The organism is Chitinophaga niabensis, assembly GCF_039545795.1.
GTDB classification, from domain to species: Bacteria; Bacteroidota; Bacteroidia; order Chitinophagales; family Chitinophagaceae; genus Chitinophaga; species Chitinophaga niabensis_B.
The window spans coordinates 865,649-883,863 of record NZ_CP154260.1 but is presented as its reverse complement, the minus strand read 5'-3'; the positions used below and the strand labels follow the sequence as shown (position 1 = coordinate 883,863).

Sequence of the window (18,215 nt, the reverse complement as noted above, 5' to 3'; positions counted from 1 at the left end):
TTTAATTGATTACCCGCTTTTTTGAAGGTTTCAGCTGCATTCCCTGCTGCATGATCTCCTCTAACTGCTGTAGTACCAGGTCCTGCCAGCCGGGCAGTAAACTAAGGTCGTGTTTCCAGAAAGACCTGTCTGCCAGGGTGGTAAATACCAGTTCCGAAGGCGTCAATTCTTCCCAACGTTTACTAAAAACAGCGCTCATATCGTCTGTTACTTCATAAGGCTGGCCGTTCAGTTCGCCATAATAACGACCGTCCTTTTCCCGCACCCGCATAAAATACAGCCATGCCGCGAATCCCTTTGCAAATAATTCAGGGAGCCGGCCATGGCGTTCATAATATTCGAGCAGGATGGGCAGGCAGCGCATTTTCATTTTGGTGCTGTATTGCATGGTGATGCTCTTCCAGTAATGACGGATATAGGGGTTCCTGAAACGGTCCAGTACACTTTGCCCGAATTGCTCTGCCACCTGCGGTTCAACAGGATAAGGGATACCGTTGGCTAATTCATGTAACAGCAGGTTACTGATATAGCCGGCAAAAGCAGGTTCATCCATGGCTTCTTTCACTGTTTCAAAACCGGAGAGGAAGGCAACGCCGCAGCTGAGTGTATGCGAACCATTCAGCAAACGCAGTTTCAGTTCTCTATGCAGATCAATATCCGGCATGATCACCACTTCTTCATTCGCTTCTGCAAAGCTTAAGATCCTGCGGATGTTTTCATCTCCTTCAATAGCCCAGAGGCTATATGCTTCTGCAATGCTGAGCAATGCATCTGTATACCCGAATTCTTTTTCCAGTAATGCCTGTTGAGAAGGTTCCGGCGAGCCGGGTACAATACGGTCTACCAGTGAATTGCAGAAATAATTGTATTTCTCCAGCCATTCCATGAACTCTTCCGGCAAACCATTCAGGTGCGCCAGTTCCAGCACAATGGCTTCCAGCTTTTTACCATTATCCGGTACCAGTTCTGTTGGTACGATCACCATACCACTATGCACACTGCCACCGAATGCTTTAAACCGTTCATATAAAAAGGCCAGCAGTTTGCCGGGATAAGAAACGGGCGGATGCCGGCGGATATCATCATTCACCAATTGGATCCCGACTTCCGTAGTATTGGAAATGATCACCTGCATGCCCTGATCATGTGCACAGGAAAGGATCTGCTCCCAATCCCGCTGCGCATGTAACACCCTGCTGATAGCAGCGTTGATATAATTCTCCGCGATCGTTTGATTGCTTTTCATACCACGGATGCAAAGCGTATACAATGCATCCTGTTTTTCAAATGTATCTGCGCCGCCCTGGCTGGTAGATTTCACCACTACTATCCTTCCGTTAAAAATCCCTTTGCGGTTGGCTTTATCAATGTAATGATCTGCCAATCCCCTCAGCAATACACCCGTACCAAACTGCAATACCTTTTCAGGCAATTCAAACAGCTGCTCATCCGGAACTTTCACAACACCGGGCACAATGTGCTTCAACGTAAATCGCGACAACATCATAATATTCTATTTATGGCATTTCCATCTCATTGGCAGCCTGCAGGAAAGCCCCTACTCCTTTGGGGTCGTCCACTACTACTTTTTCAGACATATAATATTCAAAACTTCCATCCCTGTAGGGATTACCTCCTAAGCCGGATACGCTCACCGTACCATGCAAATGCGTCCGCCCCTGTTCATCTTTCTTTATAAACTCCCTGAGGATACCGGCATAGGCACGCCTGGCCACTGTTTTATATTTCACAGGCAGAATACCTAAGCGTTGACCTTTGGCGAGTGTATAGGTGAACATACAGGATGCGGATGCTTCGTAATAATTCTTTCCCTTTCCGGGGAGGTCTACAATATCCCACCATAAACCCGTTGCGGGGTCCTGGTATTTTTCCATTGCTATCGCCAGGCGTTTCAGTATGGCGGAGAGGATGGGCCGGCGGGGATCTTTTGCAGGAAACAATTCCAGCACATCCACTAAAGCCATACCATACCATCCCATTGCCCTGGCCCATACATGCGGAGAACGGCCTGTAGTTTTATCGGCCCATTGCTGCTGCCGTGATTCGTCATAACCATGATAAAGTAAACCTGTTTTTTTATCCCGTGCAACCTGCTCCATCTGTACAAACTGCCGGACAACATCGTTCAATATAGTGTCCTCTTTAAAAGTCAGGGCGTAATCAAGATAAAATGGCTGGCCCATATACAGCCCGTCCAGCCACATCTGCCAGGGATAGATCTTCTTATGCCAGAAACCGCCGGCCTTAGTGCGTGGATGTTCTCTTAACTGATTGCGTAAGGTAGTGGCCGCCTGTTTATACTTTTCTTGTTTGGTTTGCTGATAGAGAAAAAGCAGGATGCGGCCGGGCATCACATTGTCTATATTAAAATCCTGTTGTTTATAGGTACGGATGGTACCATCCTCTGCTATGAAAGGATCCATGCTCTTTTTGATATACGCGAGGTAAGCGGTGTCTTTTGTACGTTCCCATAAACCTTGCATACCTCTCATTACAACACCGTGTTCATAAGTCCATTTAACAGGTTCTTTCCAGCTTTCCATCATGGTGGTGGCCATCTCTTTTGCAGGACTAAAAAAGCATGCTATGACTAACAGGATCTTCATCTTAATATACTTTATTGATCATTTCTTCTTTTCCTTTTACGATCACCCGCACGTTCTGCAGGGATACTTCTGTTGCATCAGATACTTCCACTCCTTTATCCGCCTGCAATACCATATCCTTCAACTGGATATTCTTAATCTTCATTTCCGGCAGGCCACGGATAAAAATAGCCCTGGCGGCACCGTAACAGGTAACGTTACTGATGAAGAAATTGCGGAACTGCGGGGTAGCTTCTGTTACAGGCAGCAGCTCTACTTTGGGAGCTGTTTGTTTTTCTCCGGTTAAAGGGATGGGATCTTTTGCCATGTAATACATATCAAACAGGATGGCTTCACCGGGGATATCCTGCATGCTGATATTCTTTATGTAGATGTTCTCTACCACACCTCCCCTTCCGCGGGTGGTTTTAAAACGCAGGCCGATATCCGTACCCATAAAAGTGCAGTCTTCCACATAAATATTCCTGGCACCGCCACTCATTTCACTGCCGATCACAAAGCCACCGTGGGCATGATATACCGTACAATTGCGTACCCATACGTTTTCCGTGGGTACTCCTCTTTTCCTGCCTGCTTCATCACGGCCTGATTTAATGCAGATGGCATCGTCCCCCACATCAAATGTGCTGCGTTCTATCACTACATTTTTGCAGGATTCCACATCAATGCCATCTCCGTTCTGTGCATACCAGGGATTCTTTACGTATACCTCCCGCATGGTCAGATGCTCGCTGAGTAAGGTGTGGAGGCACCAGGCAGGAGAATTCTGGAACGTAACGCCTTCCAGTAAGATCCTTTTGCAATTGGTCAATACCAGCAGGTTGGGACGTAAGAAGTCTTTAATGGACTGAAAATGCGCATCGCTGCGATCAGGACTGATCACACCGGGGTTCTTCATTTGTGATCCCCGCTGCATACTTTCAGAAGGGTACCAGGTTTTCTTATCTTCATCCAGTATACCACCGGAGGCAACGAGCTTTTTCCATTGACTCTCGGTGAGTTTATCTTTCTTCACCATACGCCAGGCATCTCCTCCTCCGTCTACACTTCCTTTACCGGTGATGGCAATGTCTTCCAGGTTGGTACCTGATAGGGGGGATTGGTTACGCATCTGTTCCAATCCTTCCCAGTTCCCTTTTACCAGCGGGTACACTGTTTTATCTGTTGTAAACCTCAGCAGGGCGTTCCTTTCTATATGCAGATTCACTTTGCTCTTTAGTGTAATGGGGCCGGTGAGCCATAATCCTTTGGGGATACGCACTACGCCTCCCCCTTTTTTACTGCAGGCATCAATAGCAGCCTGGATAAAAGCAGTGTTCAAAGTTACGCCATCCGGGTTTGCACCGTAACGGGTAATGTTAAAGGTATCTTTTCTGAAAACAGGTACCTGTACCTGCTGCTGTGCCTGTAAGGGCAACTGTGAAAGCAATGCCAGTGCAATAAATAAGCTGTTCTTCATAATAAACTATTCAGGTACATTTCAATATTCGTATACTGTTTGTTCAATGTATAAGCCGAAGCATCTTTTGCATTTTGCGGATCAAGCCCTTGTTTGCTCTCCCATTCATCCGGCATACCATCTCCGTCCGTATCCTTTGGTGCTGCCAGGGATCGCAGTAATGGCCAGTCCCGGGGTGTATCTAAAATTCCATCTCCAAAACTTGTTTTACCTGTGCTGATCTCCTTCACGATCCGTTCATCTACAGCATCCCTGTGTAAACTTGCCCCGGCATATTGCAGCACTTCTTTGTAAGCCATTAAAGCGGATTGTGGCGGAATAGCCACTACGGGTACCGGTGTTTGCAAACGTACGCCTGCAGGATTATTACAATCCACACCACCCGCCCAGTTATCTGCTGTTATTTTTTCAGATCCCTCCACATAATTGCCCTGCACATAGAATTTTGTAAAAGCAGCCGTATCCCAGGGGTTCACAATCCTGTAACGTACGCTCTTCTTTGTAGCCGGGCCTGCTTTATAGTAATTGTTTACAATGTTATGATTACCACCTTCTCCGCCATATGCACTGTTATGCACCCAGTTAAAGATCACATTGTTCCTGAAATCCACCACTTCTTTTGCCGGTTCCTGTGTATAACGTGCACCACAGAAACGGGGATTCCTGCTGGTATTGCTGGCGAGTATATTATGATGAAAACTGGCGCCCTGGCCGCCCCATATTCCTCCGTAACCATGTTCGCCTTTGGGGTGAACGGAGCTCCGGAGGCTTTCAGCAATGATGCTCCATTGCAAAGTAAATTCTTTGTTGTCGTAGAAAGAAGCGCATTCATCTACTGCCCAGCTCATGGAGCAGTGATCAATTATAATACGCCGGCACCCAATACCATTAAATGCATCGTCCGCCTGTTTCTTTTCATCTCCCAAACGAAAACGCATATACCGGATGATCACATTATCTGCATGAATAGATACCGTGTAATTCCTGATACAGATCCCGTCTCCCGGGGCAGACTGGCCGGCAATCGTACAATCCCCTTCGCTGATCTTCAGCGGAGATTGTAATGCAATAGTACCGGAAACAGCAAACAGGATCATACGGGGATATTTTGCATTGATAGCTTCGCGGAGGCTGCCCGGCCCCTCATCATTCAGATTACGCACAATCAGTACTTTGCCGCCCCTGCCGCCGCTGGTGTTTTTACCAAAGCCCCCGGCGCCGGGAAAAGCTGGTTGTGCAGACGCACAACCAGGGATGATAATTACCAGAATTAGTGAAAAAAATATGTTCCTAATATCCATAATCCTGTTTCAAGTTCGGGTTAGCATCCAATACCGATTGAGCGATAGGTAACAGTTCACTTTTACCTGTTTTAAACTCAATGGCATAATACCTGATAATAGTGGTATTGATAGCTGTTCCGAACCAGGCTACACCAGTGTGGCCTGCAGGAGCAGGTGTTACGGTAGGTTTATAAAATGATCCGGCCCAAACCAGGTCCGGAGAATTGTTCCTGAAATACATGGTTTGCGGATAGGTGTTGTAAGGCGCTGTTCTGTTAGACATGGCGGTTAATGCAGCCTTGGTGGCCGTGATCTTTGCATCCAGCAGGTTCCAGCGGATGAGGTCATATTTGCGGATACCTTCACCGCCAAATTCCAGCAGCCTTTCTTTTACGATGGCATTGAAGAAGTCAGTATAACTGGTGGGTGTTGTACCTATCAATGCAGCATTGGCGCCATAAGCACGTTTCCTTACTTCTTCAAATGCAGCGATAGCAGTAGCAGAAGCGCCATTGTTCAATTCATTATCTGCTTCTGCATACATGAGCAATACATCCGAGAAACGGATCAGCGGCCAGTTTAATCCAAAATATTGTGCGGCAGATGTTACCACTACAGGATTAGTGATCCAGTCGCGGCGGAACTTCCCATCCACCATCGTCTGTAAAGTGCGGCCTGTTTTGTTTAATGCGGTATTAATATCATAAGGTGCGCAGGTAACATCCCTGCGGGTATCAATGGAATCGAAAGTATAGAAATAAGTAGGCAGAATGGTCAATGCCGCATTACCGGTAGTACCATATCTTGGCCCGTTGTAATAACCCATCTTGCTATCTCCCGTAGCACTGTTGGCACCAGCCATCGCTACTTCCCAGATGATCTCACCCGTAGGGTCCAGCTTGTGGGCGCAGAGATTATCCCTGAATAAAGCGAGGTAACTGGTATTCAGACTATGATCACCGCGATGCTGCATGATCTCATTACATTCCGTACGCGCTATTTCATAAAATGGTTTGTAAGCAGCAGGGCGCTCCATTTGTTTTGATCTGCGCAGGGAATATCCGCCACGGAACAATGCGATCTTTGCACGCAATGCTCTCACTGCACCCTGTGTGATCCTTTCATCTCTCGGGCCGGCAGCTGTTCTCCAGGGTACGAGTGGTGCGGCCACTGCCAGGTCATTTAAGATATGGTCATAGATAGAGTCCCTGTCTGTTTTCCCGGGGTATTGATCTGTTTCAAAGATTGCCGGTTGAAAATGTGCAGGCACATCTCCCCAGTTGCGGATCAGTTCAAAATAGAACTGTGCGCGTAATGTAAGCGCTTCTCCATGCAGGCGTTTCAATTCATTCTTTTCGGCTTCTGTTCCGCTTGTATACAATGCCATCTTTGGAATGTAATAAATACAGAGGTTCGCTCTTTCAATGCCATTGTACAACTGGCTGAAAGGTTGTGCCAGCTGTGAGTTATTGGGAGTGAGATTATAATGTGCAATATCTCTCCGTTCGTTATCTGGGAACGGTGTACCACCCTGACCCATCATTTCATCACTGTCGTAAGCATAATACATATTGATACGGATACCATACCCCTGGTCTCCTGTTAATGCGCCATATGTACCCAGCACTGCCATCCTTGCGTTCACCACATTGGAAAAGGTGATAGCGGGATCAAATGAGGAAACCGGCGGCACTTCCAGGTATTGCTTACAGGCAGCCAGGCAAATTGTACATAATAAGATGATATATCTGATTTTCATGGTGCTGTCTTTTATAATGAAAGATTTAGCCCTAAAAGGAAGGAACGGCTGCGGGGATATGCAGAAAAATCTACCCCGGGAGTTACCCCGCTCGCACGCCGTGTGCTTACTTCAGGATCATAACCGGAATACTTCGTCCAGATGGCTACGTTGTTCACAGTGCCGTAAATGCGGAGGCTTTGCATACGCATCTTCTTCAACAAGGAAGATGGTAAGGTATAACCCAGTGAAATATTATTCACCCGCAGGAAAGAACCATCTTCCACAGCCCATGAATGTGCAATGAAAGAAGCCGCTTGTGTGCCGGGCCGCCAGATCTTCGCATTCTTGTTCAGTTCCGCCAGGGCCACCGGGTCTGTTACTACTTCTCCTCTATCGTTAACCGTTCTCCAGCGATCATTCATGATGGCCAGCAAATTGGAGTTGTTGGTATACCCGCTGGTGAATTCCAGCCGGTTGGCATTGAATACATCGTTCCCTACCTGGAAGTTCACAAACACACTCAGGTCAAACTGTTTGTAAGAAAACTGCTGGCTAAGGCCGCCGAAGAATTTAGGCTGCGCCACACCGATCACTTTCCTGTCTTTTTCCGTGATCACACTATCCCCATTCAGGTCTTTGAACTTAAGCGTACCGGGTTGTGGTGGTGTGGAAGTGATGCTGTTATTACTGGGCACTCCTTTTTTGAGGGTGTACACCCTTGTTGCAGCATCGTAATCAAAATCTTCTATTTTATAGAACCCATCCGTTTCCAATCCCCATATAGCACCTACCGGATCACCTACTCTTACAATGTAATCTGCGGTGGCATTTGTAGGATGGAACCAGCCGGAGTTCTGCAGGTACCCGTTCACCTGTTTGGCAGCAAGCCGGTCTACCGTATTCTTATTGAAGGAGATGTTGAAGTTGAGGTTCCAGTTAAAATCTTTCTGCTGAACCGGGATGGCATTCACCTGGAATTCCATACCCTTGTTGGTGGTAGCTCCTACGTTCTGCATTTGTTTGTCGTAACCCAGCGTAGGAGAAATAGGTGCTGCTATCAGCAGATTGTCTGTGGTATTTTTATAGAAGTCTGCATTGAATACCAGCCTGCCGTTCCAGAATGCGATATCAAAACCCAGGTTGCGGGAAATAGTGCTTTCCCAAAGCAGGTCCAGGTTGGCCAATGCTACCGGCGCCAGCGCTGCCACTACCTGTTCGTTCAGTCCGTATTGCGGGAAAGAAACGGCGGACTGGATAGCGCTGTACTGCATCTGGTAGAGGAAGTCGTTGATGCGGTTATTCCCAGCCTGGCCATATGAAGCACGGATCTTCAGGTCATTGATGGGGCCTAGTTTGTCCTTTAGAAAATCCTCGTTGGAAAGCCGCCAGGCAACAGAGCCTGAAGGGAAATACCCCCATTTATTGGTTGATGCAAACTTGGAGGAACCATCTCCCCGCATGGAGAAAGCGAGCAAATACTTTTTATCATAAGCATAATTTATTCTGCCAAAGAGGGATACGAGGCGGCTGGTGATTTCAGTGGTCACTGGTTTGGGCTGCTGTACGCCCTGTGGCGGGGAACCCAGGTTCATATTCGCCAATGCCCATTCCGGTGTAATGCCTATCGGGAAATAACGGGTTTCAATGCTACTGGTGTTCAGCCGGCTTTCATAGATCTCATGCCCTACGAGAACAGTTATCTCATTCTTTTTATTAAACTCTCCGTTCAGTTGTGCGTTGCTGAAGGTGAGCACATTAGAATTATTGAGGGTCACCTTTTTAATATTCTGAATATTCGCAAGAGGTGCCACACCATATTGGCGTGCATTAGCGGTCAGCGTATCATCAAATTGTCTTCTTTCTTCCGTATTCAGGTCATAACCGAAAGTGCTGCGGAAGCTCAGGAATTTGGTGAGTTCCACGTTGGCATAACCACTGAGGTTAAGGATGTCGATGATACCCTTACGATACTCTGATTGGTTCAGTAGGATGGGATTACCAAGACTGAGGCTGTTCGCATTTGTTTCCAGCCAGTACTCCTGGTCAAAATCATCTATCCCCAATCCCTTCATCAGTAAAGGCCGGTATTTGAGACTATGGCGCAGCCTGTTGGTAGAAGCAGAACCTTCATTAGTGGTACCGGCTCCATTCACTACAGTATGATTATAACGGGTGTTAAAACCTACTTTGATCATCTTATTCATGGTATGATCAAACTTAAAACTGGCCAGCTTTCTGTCGAAGTCAGACCGCAGCATTACCCCTTCTTCTGTATTGGAGGTAAGACTGAGATTGTATTGCGTGGAGGCATTGCCACCGTTCACACTTACATTGTGGGTTTGCATCATTGCCCTGCGGCCAAACATCTCCTCCTGCCAGTCTGCAAACGGCACGTTCTTGTAATTGGCGAGTGTATCCCAGGTGGTACCATAAGCCCTGGCAAAAGCAGTACTGTCTGCCACCGTGCCTCTTGTTCTTTCATACCAGTACGTCACAAAATCATAGGGTTTCATCACTTCCAGTTTGTTGGCCAGTTTACGGAAGCCCATAAAACCGCTGTAATTCAGGGTAGTTTTAGCATTCCGGCCTCCTTTGGTAGTGATGATCACAACCCCGTTAGCTCCCCGGGCTCCATAAATAGCGGTGGTGGATGCGTCTTTCAACACATCGATGGAAGCAATATCCTGGGGGGAAATAGCAGAGAGGGCATTTTCAACCTGTACCCCATCTATTACATACAGCGGGGAATTATCCTGTGTAATGGAACCACCGCCTCTTACGCGGATCATTACATCCGCATTGGGAGAACCTTCGGTACCTGTTACCTGCACTCCGGCCAGCCTTCCTGTAAGTGCCTGTGCAGCAGAGTTAATAGGGATGTCTTTGATCTGTTTGGCATTAACGGAGGAAACAGAACCTGTAAGGTCCCGCCGCCGGGCAGTGCCATAACCAATGATCACAACATCATTCAGGGAAGAGGCTTCTTCCGCCAGCACTACATCTATCACACTACGGCCATTCACTTTTTCTTCTACCGTCTTAAAGCCCATGAAGCGGAAAATGAGAACGGGGTCTCCGGAAGCAGGTACATCCAGGCTGTATCTGCCTGATGCATCTGTGGAAACGCCTGTTTTGCTGTTCTTTACCTGCACCGTTACGCCAGCCAGCGAACCGGAACCGGAAGCTGTCACCTGACCGGTGATCTTGCGGGTTTGGGCCATAGCAGGAACTGCGATGAACAGGAAAATGAACAATGAGGGTAATATCAGTTTCATATGTGGAGGGTTGATAAAATAAAATAGGTTACGTGGAAACCTTGTTCAACTGTATAGCAATGCTACATCATAAAGTGTCACCTGCACAATTTATACGTAACTTTATTTATGCAATCGTTCCCGATAACGATTGCGCAGGGATGAAAAATCCCGATTAACTCGTTAAATTTCTTATTTTAGTTATCCACGTACGTTTTTTGACCTATCAGCCAATATGAAATTTGATGATGTAATAACGATCAAGGATATCGCCAAGGCGCTAAACCTTTCCACTTCCACGGTGTCCCGCGCATTACGGGGACGGTATGAGATATCTGCAGAAACAAAGAAGATGGTACTCGAGTATGCTGAGCGCATGAATTACAGGCCCAACCTTATTGCATTGAGCCTGAAGGAACAACGTAGCAAAGCCATCGGCATCGTAGTATCGGAGATTGCCAACAACTTCTTTTCCCAGGCTATTAATGGTATTGAATCCATTGCGTATAACAGGGGTTACCACGTTATCATTACGCAAAGCCACGAGAGCCGGGACAGGGAAATGGTGAATGTGCAGCACCTCGTTTCCCGTAATGTAGATGGGCTCCTGCTCTCCTTCTCCTGCGAAACCACAGATATGGCCTACTTCCAGCAATTGCATGAAAAAGGCTTTCCCATGGTGCAGTTCGACAGGGTGATGGCAGACCTGGATACTCATAAAGTGATAGCAGACAATTACCAGGGTGCTTTCCATGCCACGGAACATCTCATCTCCCAGGGCTTCAGGAAGATCGGGCACATCACCAGTACTAACAACCTGAATATCACAAGGGAAAGATTACAGGGGTATAAAGATGCGCTGCTGAAACATCATATTCCTTATGATGAGGAACTGGTAAAACATTGCAATCGTGGGGGTATGATCTATGAAGAAGTAGAGGAGGCAGTGGAGAGTTTATTCTTCAATAAGAGTAAAATTGACGCTTTATTTACGGCCGGTGATCGTTTAACAACTGTATGCCTGAGCGCACTGAAAAATGTGCAGAATAAATATAAACAGGTAGGCTTCATTGGGTTCACCAATACTAACCTGGCAGACCTTTTTACGCCGTCTGTAAGTGTGGTACGGCAACCGGCTTTTGAGATCGGGCAAAGGGCCACGGAATTACTGATAGAAATGATAGAAAGCAAGAAACCCATCACGGATTTTGAGCAGGAGGTATTGTCCAGCCACCTTATTATCCGCGATTCCTCCAAACCGCTTTAATCCAGTTTCAGGCTTTTTACGGGGTTACTATAACCCGCCCTGATGGCCTGGTAACTCACCGTTGCCAATGCAATCACAACTGCAATGATACCGGCTATACCAAAAACCCACCAGCTGATGCTGATACGGTAAGCAAAATCGTTCAGCCAGGTGTACACGGCATACCAGGCAATTGGCCAGGCAATGAGGTTAGCAATGATCACCAGCTTCACAAAGTCTTTGCTGATCATCGCTACGATATTCTGTACTGTAGCGCCCAGTACTTTGCGGATGCCTATCTCTTTCAGCCTTCTCTCCGCAGCATGGGATGCCAGGCCGAATAAACCAAGGCAGGAAATAACAATAGCCAGCAGGGCGAGGATCAATACCACGGTACTGACCTGTTTATCAGACTGATAGATCTTGGCAAAGTGCTGATCCAGGAAATAGGGATCGAAAGGATGCCCTGTCACGTGTTTGTTCCAGGTGGCTTCCACAAAAGCCATGGATTCTTTGACCTTATTAGCATTGATGCGGATGGCCATTTCGCTGTAACCCCAGTCTTTCTGATTGAACATCATCAGGGTTTCTATCTTATGGTGGAGGGTATTAAAATTGAAGTCTTTCGCAACCCCTACGATCCTGCCGGAAGAGTCCATGCCGCCATATCCGAACATTTTGCCTACAAGGGATTCCATGGTAGCGCCTTTCTTTTCTTCCTTCAGCAATTCTTTGGCTAGTGTTTCATTGATGATATACTCTTTGGCATTATTGGCCACATCCTTTGAAAAATCTTCACCGGCTACAAGCGGGATCTTATATAACCTGATGAAATCCTTATCTACCACTACACCAGAAGTAGCTAAGTTACGTGCAGGGCCTTCTCCATGAAATGTTACGCCGCCCTGGTGAATATTAGCTCCCAATCTTTGCTGGGAAGCAGATACGGCAGAGATCAGCGAATTGCCCAACAGCTCCTGCTTCATCACTTCGTATTTACCATTTGTTTCACTATCCAGTTTCAGCAGTAATACCTGATCTCCGTTAAAGCCACGATCTTTCGTTTGCATGAAATGCAATTGCTTCAGTGCAAATACAGTGGCAATGATAAGGAACACCGCCGCCGTGAACTGTACCACTACTAATGCATTCCGCAGGTTGCCCTTGTTCCTGCCGGATTGCATGGAGCCCTTCAATACTTTCACAGGTTCAAAGGAAGAGAGATATCCTGCAGGGTACAAACCGGCTAATATGCCTAACAATAACGTACCGCCTATTACCAGGCTAAATACTTTGGGATTGGTGAATAGCGGAAAGTGTAATGCCCGTTCGCTGAAATCAGACACGTATGGCAATGTGAGCATCACTATTCCTACAGCAAAGATCAATGCGATGAATGATAACATCACAGATTCTCCGATGAACTGCCAGGCTAACTGTGAGCGATGCGCGCCGATCGATTTGCGGATGCCTACTTCTTTTGCCCTTTCGGCAGACCGTGCTGTAGAGAGGTTCATGAAATTGATGCAGGCAATGATCAGGATCATCACACCAATGATAAAGAAGATGTAAGTATACCGTTTATCGAATTTCTGGAAATTGATATAGTCGTGTGTGATATTCGTAGAACTGGCATGCACGTCTTTCAAGGGTTGCAGGAATAGTTCATATCTCTTCCACCTGTCGTCTTCTGCCATGTATTTCTTCAGGAATGCAGGAAACTTATTGGTGAGCCCGGCAATATTGGCGTTCGGCGTTAATTCCAGGTAAGTGGTCAGCCAGTTGCCTCCCCAGTTCTGTTCCCATCTTGGGTTATAACGTGTATTCAGAGACACCAGCGCTTCAAATTGCATATGAGAAGCGGCAGGTACTTTTACAACACCGGTTACGTATAAAGGAATTGTATCCCCTATATTCTTCACAATGATCTTACCGATAGGATCTTCTTCCCCAAACATTTTTTTAGCCGTTTCTTCCGAAAGGATAATATTGCCTGGTTTCATTAATGCTGTATTCTTATCTCCTGCCGTGAGTTTGAAATCAAACAGCTGCAGAAAAGTAGAATCTACCAGGAGCGCTGTTTTTATAAATATCCTTTTCTCTCCGTAGTTCAGATCTACATTGCTGAGTGGTTGTGCCCTGGTAAAGTTCTTCACTTCAGGATACTCACGCTTCAGTGCAGTAGCCATAGGGTACATACTCAACGCAACATTCTGCGGGGCTACCATCCCTTCAAATTTCTGCACTTCACATAACCTGTAGATGTTCTTTGTATGTTGTCCATCAAAATCCCTTTCATAAGTTACGAACAACATGATCATTATACACGAAGCCATACCAATGGCAAGGCCGGTGATGTTGATAAAAGAAAACGTTTTGTTCTTTAAAAGGTTGCGCCAGGCAATGCGGAGGTAGTTGCGAAACATAGATTCAGGTTATGAGATGATGATCGTCAAATAAAATACCATGATGCGGAGATACTGGAAATCAATTTATTATAAAACAGCAGTGTCCGCTTTTGATACAGCACTTGTTCGATTATGAACAAATCACAAGACAAGTACGTTGTTTATTAAACTGTTATGCTATGAAGAAGGCCACCTGCTTATTGTTATTGTTCGCTGCGCTCTTTTCCTGCAGCACCCCTACTTACGTTACTAATTTCTGGAAAACCGATGCAGCGCCCACCAAAACTTACAAGAGCATTTTCATTGCAGCACTGGTAAATAATGTGAATGCAAAAAGAGCTATTGAAAACAACCTTGCGAATGCCGCCACGGCAAAAGGATACAAGGTGGTTAAAAGTATTGATGCGTTTCCTCCCAATTTCAGTAAAGAAAATCCATCAGACAAAACAGCCATGTTGAACAAAATACAGCAAGAGGGATGTGACGCCATCTTTACTGTTACCCTGCTCGACAAGGAAAGCGAAACACGGTATGTACCCGGTTCCGGCAGGTATGCTCCTTACCCGCGTTATGGCTGGTACGGCAGCTTCTGGGGATATTACTCCTATTGGTCTCCCATGATGTATGATCCCGGTTATTACACTACGGATAAAACCTATGTGATGGAGAGCAATGTGTATGATGCCCAATCGGAAGCACTCTTATTTTCCGTCCAGTCTTCTACCATGAACCCCAACAGCGTGGATGATTTCTCTAAGAGTTATACTGCTGCGATGGTGAAGGAGCTGGAGAAACAGGGAATTTTAAAGAACTGATCACAGGTGTTCTGTGTAATAAAGAATTAGTCACAGATGTTCTGCATTATAAAGAACTGATCACAGGTGTTCTGTATAATCCTTTACGGGTACAGCAGCTGTGAGTTGCTCGTATTCTGATGCATTCAGCCGCGGCACATTTGCAACAGCTTCTTCCAGCTGTTCCTGCATACGGATACCAACTACAGCAGAAGTTACAGCGGAATGCATCAGCACATATTTTACAGCTGACTGGGAAGGCAGGCGCTTTGAGCCGGAAACCGCGGCTATTGCTTCTTTTGCCCGCTGCACTTCTTCCGTTGTATAACTCAGGTAAGGCGCAGCAGGTTTGTTGATCAGTAATCCTTTTGCCACACTCCCCCTGGCCAGTACGCCAATGTTGTGTTTTTCCAGCAGGGGCAGGCAACTGATCTCCGGCCTGCGGTCCAGCAAACTGTATTGCATCATTACACTTACTATATTGGAGCGTATGATATACTCCCTGATCACGTTAGGGCGAATAGAAGAAATACCATAGTAACGGATCTTTCCCTGTTCCTTTAAACGTTCAAATGCTTCTATGGTTTCATCGATAGGGTCTTCTATGGTTCCGCCATGCAGTTGGTACAGATCAATGTAATCTGTTTTCAGGCGTTGCAGGCTGCCTTCTACTGCTGATAAGATGTATTCCTTCCGGGGATTCCAATCCCAGCCACTGCCATCTTCCCGCCACTGGTTGCCCACTTTACTGGCTATGATCACTTTTTCCCTTTTGCCTTCCAATGCTTTCCCGAGCAGGCTTTCATTGGCACCTTTATCATACAGGTCCGCCGTATCAAAATAGTTAATACCCAGGTCTATTGCCTGGCGGATCAATTTCCCGCCATCTTCAGCAGGGAGAGACATGCAGCCGAAGGATACCTCACTGATCTTTAAAGAAGACTTGCCTAATGTATGGTAATTCATACAACCAAGTTAGGCATTTATCTGACGAGCACAACCGTGCCTTTTCTGAAAACTTTCTTTCCGCTTTCACCATCCGTATATTCCAGCATCCAGGCATAAGTGCCCATTCCTACCGGTATACCATTATGGCATCCATCCCAGCGTTTCCGCCAGTCCCCGGACTCAAACATCAGTTGCCCCAAACGGTTGTACACCTGGAATTTTAAGTCCTGCGCCTTGTAAGCATTCAGCGGGTAGAAATAATCATTCTGCCCATCGTGGTTAGGAGAGAAAGCAGAAGGCACATCAATGTAACAACTGCGTGCTGCTTTTATATACCGGTCCATTGTATCCCTGCAGTTCACATTATTACGAACGATCAGGCGGATGCGGTAATCCTGTTCTTTTGATTGCGGGAAATAACGCATGGAGAGTGGCTGCTCCCCCATACTGGTTGTACCATTGCCATAATCCCATTCCCAGGTTAGTATATTCCCGGTACTTTCATTCACCGGTTTTACTATTTCCATAGGGCAATATGGACCGGGCGCTACAGAGAAAACAGCTTCCAGCTCACTGGTGATCAGGATGGAGGTAGCTACTTTTGCATGGCATACGCCATTGGATACTTCCAGCTGTACCAGCTTGTTACCAAAACTATCAAACACTTTCACCGGCCGCTGCTCCCGGCGGATCTCTCCATCCGGCATGGTCCATTTCCAGCTGTTTACATGATTGCTTCCATCATGTACAAAACCTGCGGTGGTTAGTTTGCAATTGAACTGCAGGGAGAAAGTAAAATCCGAATTAACGGTATCGGCTGTATTAAAACCGGATGCCTGTGCCACGGCTGCTGCCTGCCAGCACTCACCCTGTAAAGTATTACCATCTGTACCCGTTGCTGTTTGCACCTGGAAACTTCCCATGGTGAAAATGGGCGCCGAAAATTTCAGGATCACTGTATCTGTAAATCCATTGGCATTACAGATGCCCGTTGCGTTGGTGATGGTAACTGGAATTGGCCCGTTAATCATAAAATCACTGCCATCTGCTGCAATAGAACTACATCTTACCGGTATACTCAAACCTAATTTCACAGCTACCGGTGCACAACCTGGGGATGCTATGCCTCTCAGTAATACCGGAGGTTGCGCTGCGATACTGAACAACGCTTCCCCTCCCGGCAAAGTTTCCACATGGCAATTGCTGGCAATGGTATTACCATCCGTACCAGTTACCAGTGTTACGGTATAATCACCTGCCTCCAATATGCGTTGATCCAGTTTTAATATTACCGTGCGGGTGAGGCCATTTGCATTACAGGTAGTGGAGGCTGATGTAATATTTACAGCGGAAGGACCACTCAGTCTAAAATCACTGCCATCTGCTGCTACAGCGCTACACCTGATATCATCCGGGAATTCAAGTTCCAGCTGATCCGGCGCACAGGGTAATATTTTCATCTTTGCCATGCCTACCGGCAGTGCTGCTATTACTGTAAAGCCGGTTGTTTCCCCTGCGGGCAATTGTTTACTGCATGCATTCAATAAAGTATTGGCATCTTTTCCGTCCTGCGCCATGATGGTATATACACCGGGGTCCAATGGTTTATCCAGGTAAAGAATTACAGAGTCCAGATCAAATCCGTTTGCACAGGTCACGCCTTTTGCAGACCTGATAGCTGGGCCTCCGGGGCCAAATGTAAAATCACTTCCATCAGGATCCAGTGTACTGCATAATACTTTGCGGGATAACTTTATGCCTACTGCAAAATTCGCACAATCATATTTTGAAGATACCAATGCAGGCAGCACAGGATCTGTAATATCTGCAGTACCTCCGCCAAAACTCAGTTTATATCCGCTCTGTGAATTTGAAAAATGACTGATCAACAAGAGGTATTCATGCCCTTTCTTTAAGCTGGCCATGGAACTGAACAGATCCTGTCCAAGACCTCCGCATACATCCAATGATCTCCCTGCTGCGGATGCTCCGGTAAGCCCTTTTTCCCCTGACCAGTTCATGGTGAGATATAAATTCGTGTTGGTGTATACTTCGTTGGGATCACGGCCAGTAATATCCCAGATCTGCCAATCGTAATCTTCACGCAGATCATTGGGTGTGATGGTAAAGCCAAGTGTACCTTCTGTGTAACAAGTGAACTTATACCAGAAAGGATTTTTATCCTTATGAAGAAAATCTCCGGTGTTGTTACAGGCAGGGCCTGGTACGTCCCTATATCCACAAATGGGTACGGATTGTTGTATAAAAGTTTGTGATCCGCATACAGGAAATGCAGTGGCAGGCGTCTGACCAATTGTCGAACAAGCAGCTTGAGAATAAGCCCGGTGGGTGAATGCCAGGAGTATCAGTAGGTAAAGGGAACTGTATTTCAACATGTTAATTGCGTGCAGCCTAAAAACGATGTTGTAAATGTAGGCAATAAAAAACTTTTTTT

At 46.4% G+C, this 18,215-nt stretch carries 11 protein-coding genes; 2 read left to right on the top strand and 9 right to left on the bottom strand.

Annotated features, from left to right (window positions below):
- Position 1: 1 nt before the first annotated feature.
- The 6 genes from AAHN97_RS03780 to AAHN97_RS03755 are packed head-to-tail and all read right to left on the bottom strand — an operon-like array spanning position 2 to position 10,385.
- Complete coding sequence (locus tag AAHN97_RS03780; RefSeq protein ID WP_343306222.1) at positions 2-1,507, bottom strand: tagaturonate reductase; 1,506 nt, start codon at positions 1,505-1,507, stop codon at positions 2-4.
- 10 nt (positions 1,508-1,517) lie between these two features.
- Complete coding sequence (locus AAHN97_RS03775) at positions 1,518-2,627, bottom strand: glycoside hydrolase family 88/105 protein (RefSeq protein ID WP_343306221.1); 1,110 nt, start codon at positions 2,625-2,627, stop codon at positions 1,518-1,520.
- 1 nt (position 2,628) lies between these two features.
- Positions 2,629-4,086 (bottom strand): glycoside hydrolase family 28 protein, encoded by a 1,458-nt coding sequence (locus tag AAHN97_RS03770; RefSeq protein WP_343306220.1) that lies wholly within the window; start codon positions 4,084-4,086, stop codon positions 2,629-2,631.
- On the bottom strand, positions 4,083-5,387 hold the full coding sequence (locus AAHN97_RS03765) for a pectate lyase (RefSeq protein ID WP_343306219.1): 1,305 nt from the start codon (positions 5,385-5,387) through the stop codon (positions 4,083-4,085). Before AAHN97_RS03765 ends, AAHN97_RS03770 begins: the two co-directional genes overlap by 4 nt.
- Entirely contained in the window at positions 5,377-7,128 is a 1,752-nt protein-coding gene (locus tag AAHN97_RS03760) for a RagB/SusD family nutrient uptake outer membrane protein (protein WP_343306218.1), read from the bottom strand. The genes AAHN97_RS03765 and AAHN97_RS03760 overlap by 11 nt, the downstream gene beginning before the upstream one ends.
- 11 nt (positions 7,129-7,139) lie before the next feature.
- Positions 7,140-10,385: a SusC/RagA family TonB-linked outer membrane protein gene (locus tag AAHN97_RS03755; RefSeq protein WP_343306217.1), complete on the bottom strand. Its 3,246-nt coding sequence runs from the start codon at positions 10,383-10,385 to the stop codon at positions 7,140-7,142.
- A gap of 214 nt (positions 10,386-10,599) precedes the next feature.
- On the opposite strand from AAHN97_RS03755, the gene AAHN97_RS03750 reads away from it, so the two are divergent.
- Positions 10,600-11,631 (top strand): LacI family DNA-binding transcriptional regulator, encoded by a 1,032-nt coding sequence (locus AAHN97_RS03750; RefSeq protein ID WP_343306216.1) that lies wholly within the window; start codon positions 10,600-10,602, stop codon positions 11,629-11,631.
- On the opposite strand, the gene AAHN97_RS03745 is transcribed toward AAHN97_RS03750, so the two are convergent.
- On the bottom strand, positions 11,628-14,036 hold the full coding sequence (locus AAHN97_RS03745) for an ABC transporter permease (protein WP_343306215.1): 2,409 nt from the start codon (positions 14,034-14,036) through the stop codon (positions 11,628-11,630). The genes AAHN97_RS03750 and AAHN97_RS03745 overlap by 4 nt on opposite strands.
- Before the next feature lie 161 nt (positions 14,037-14,197).
- On the opposite strand from AAHN97_RS03745, the gene AAHN97_RS03740 reads away from it, so the two are divergent.
- Positions 14,198-14,833 (top strand): hypothetical protein, encoded by a 636-nt coding sequence (locus AAHN97_RS03740; RefSeq protein ID WP_343306214.1) that lies wholly within the window; start codon positions 14,198-14,200, stop codon positions 14,831-14,833.
- Between the two features lie 60 nt (positions 14,834-14,893).
- Here AAHN97_RS03740 and AAHN97_RS03735 read toward each other — a convergent pair whose 3' ends face one another.
- Positions 14,894-15,778 carry an aldo/keto reductase gene (locus AAHN97_RS03735; RefSeq protein ID WP_343306213.1) on the bottom strand — a complete coding sequence of 295 codons (885 nt, stop codon included), beginning with the start codon at positions 15,776-15,778 and terminating at the stop codon, positions 14,894-14,896.
- Positions 15,779-15,795: 17 nt separating this feature from the next.
- Positions 15,796-18,156: a gliding motility-associated C-terminal domain-containing protein gene (locus tag AAHN97_RS03730; RefSeq protein WP_343306212.1), complete on the bottom strand. Its 2,361-nt coding sequence runs from the start codon at positions 18,154-18,156 to the stop codon at positions 15,796-15,798.
- Between the last annotated feature and the right edge of the window lie 59 nt (positions 18,157-18,215).

Coding starts and splice junctions, on each gene's coding strand:
- AAHN97_RS03750 (WP_343306216.1), top strand. CDS start 10,600: ATGAAATTTGATGATGTAATAACGATCAAGGATATCGCCAAGGCGCTA.
- AAHN97_RS03745 (WP_343306215.1), bottom strand. CDS start 14,036: ATGTTTCGCAACTACCTCCGCATTGCCTGGCGCAACCTTTTAAAGAAC.
- AAHN97_RS03730 (WP_343306212.1), bottom strand. CDS start 18,156: ATGTTGAAATACAGTTCCCTTTACCTACTGATACTCCTGGCATTCACC.
- AAHN97_RS03740 (WP_343306214.1), top strand. CDS start 14,198: ATGAAGAAGGCCACCTGCTTATTGTTATTGTTCGCTGCGCTCTTTTCC.
- AAHN97_RS03755 (WP_343306217.1), bottom strand. CDS start 10,385: ATGAAACTGATATTACCCTCATTGTTCATTTTCCTGTTCATCGCAGTT.
- AAHN97_RS03770 (WP_343306220.1), bottom strand. CDS start 4,086: ATGAAGAACAGCTTATTTATTGCACTGGCATTGCTTTCACAGTTGCCC.
- AAHN97_RS03765 (WP_343306219.1), bottom strand. CDS start 5,387: ATGGATATTAGGAACATATTTTTTTCACTAATTCTGGTAATTATCATC.
- AAHN97_RS03775 (WP_343306221.1), bottom strand. CDS start 2,627: ATGAAGATCCTGTTAGTCATAGCATGCTTTTTTAGTCCTGCAAAAGAG.
- AAHN97_RS03735 (WP_343306213.1), bottom strand. CDS start 15,778: ATGAATTACCATACATTAGGCAAGTCTTCTTTAAAGATCAGTGAGGTA.
- AAHN97_RS03780 (WP_343306222.1), bottom strand. CDS start 1,507: ATGATGTTGTCGCGATTTACGTTGAAGCACATTGTGCCCGGTGTTGTG.
- AAHN97_RS03760 (WP_343306218.1), bottom strand. CDS start 7,128: ATGAAAATCAGATATATCATCTTATTATGTACAATTTGCCTGGCTGCC.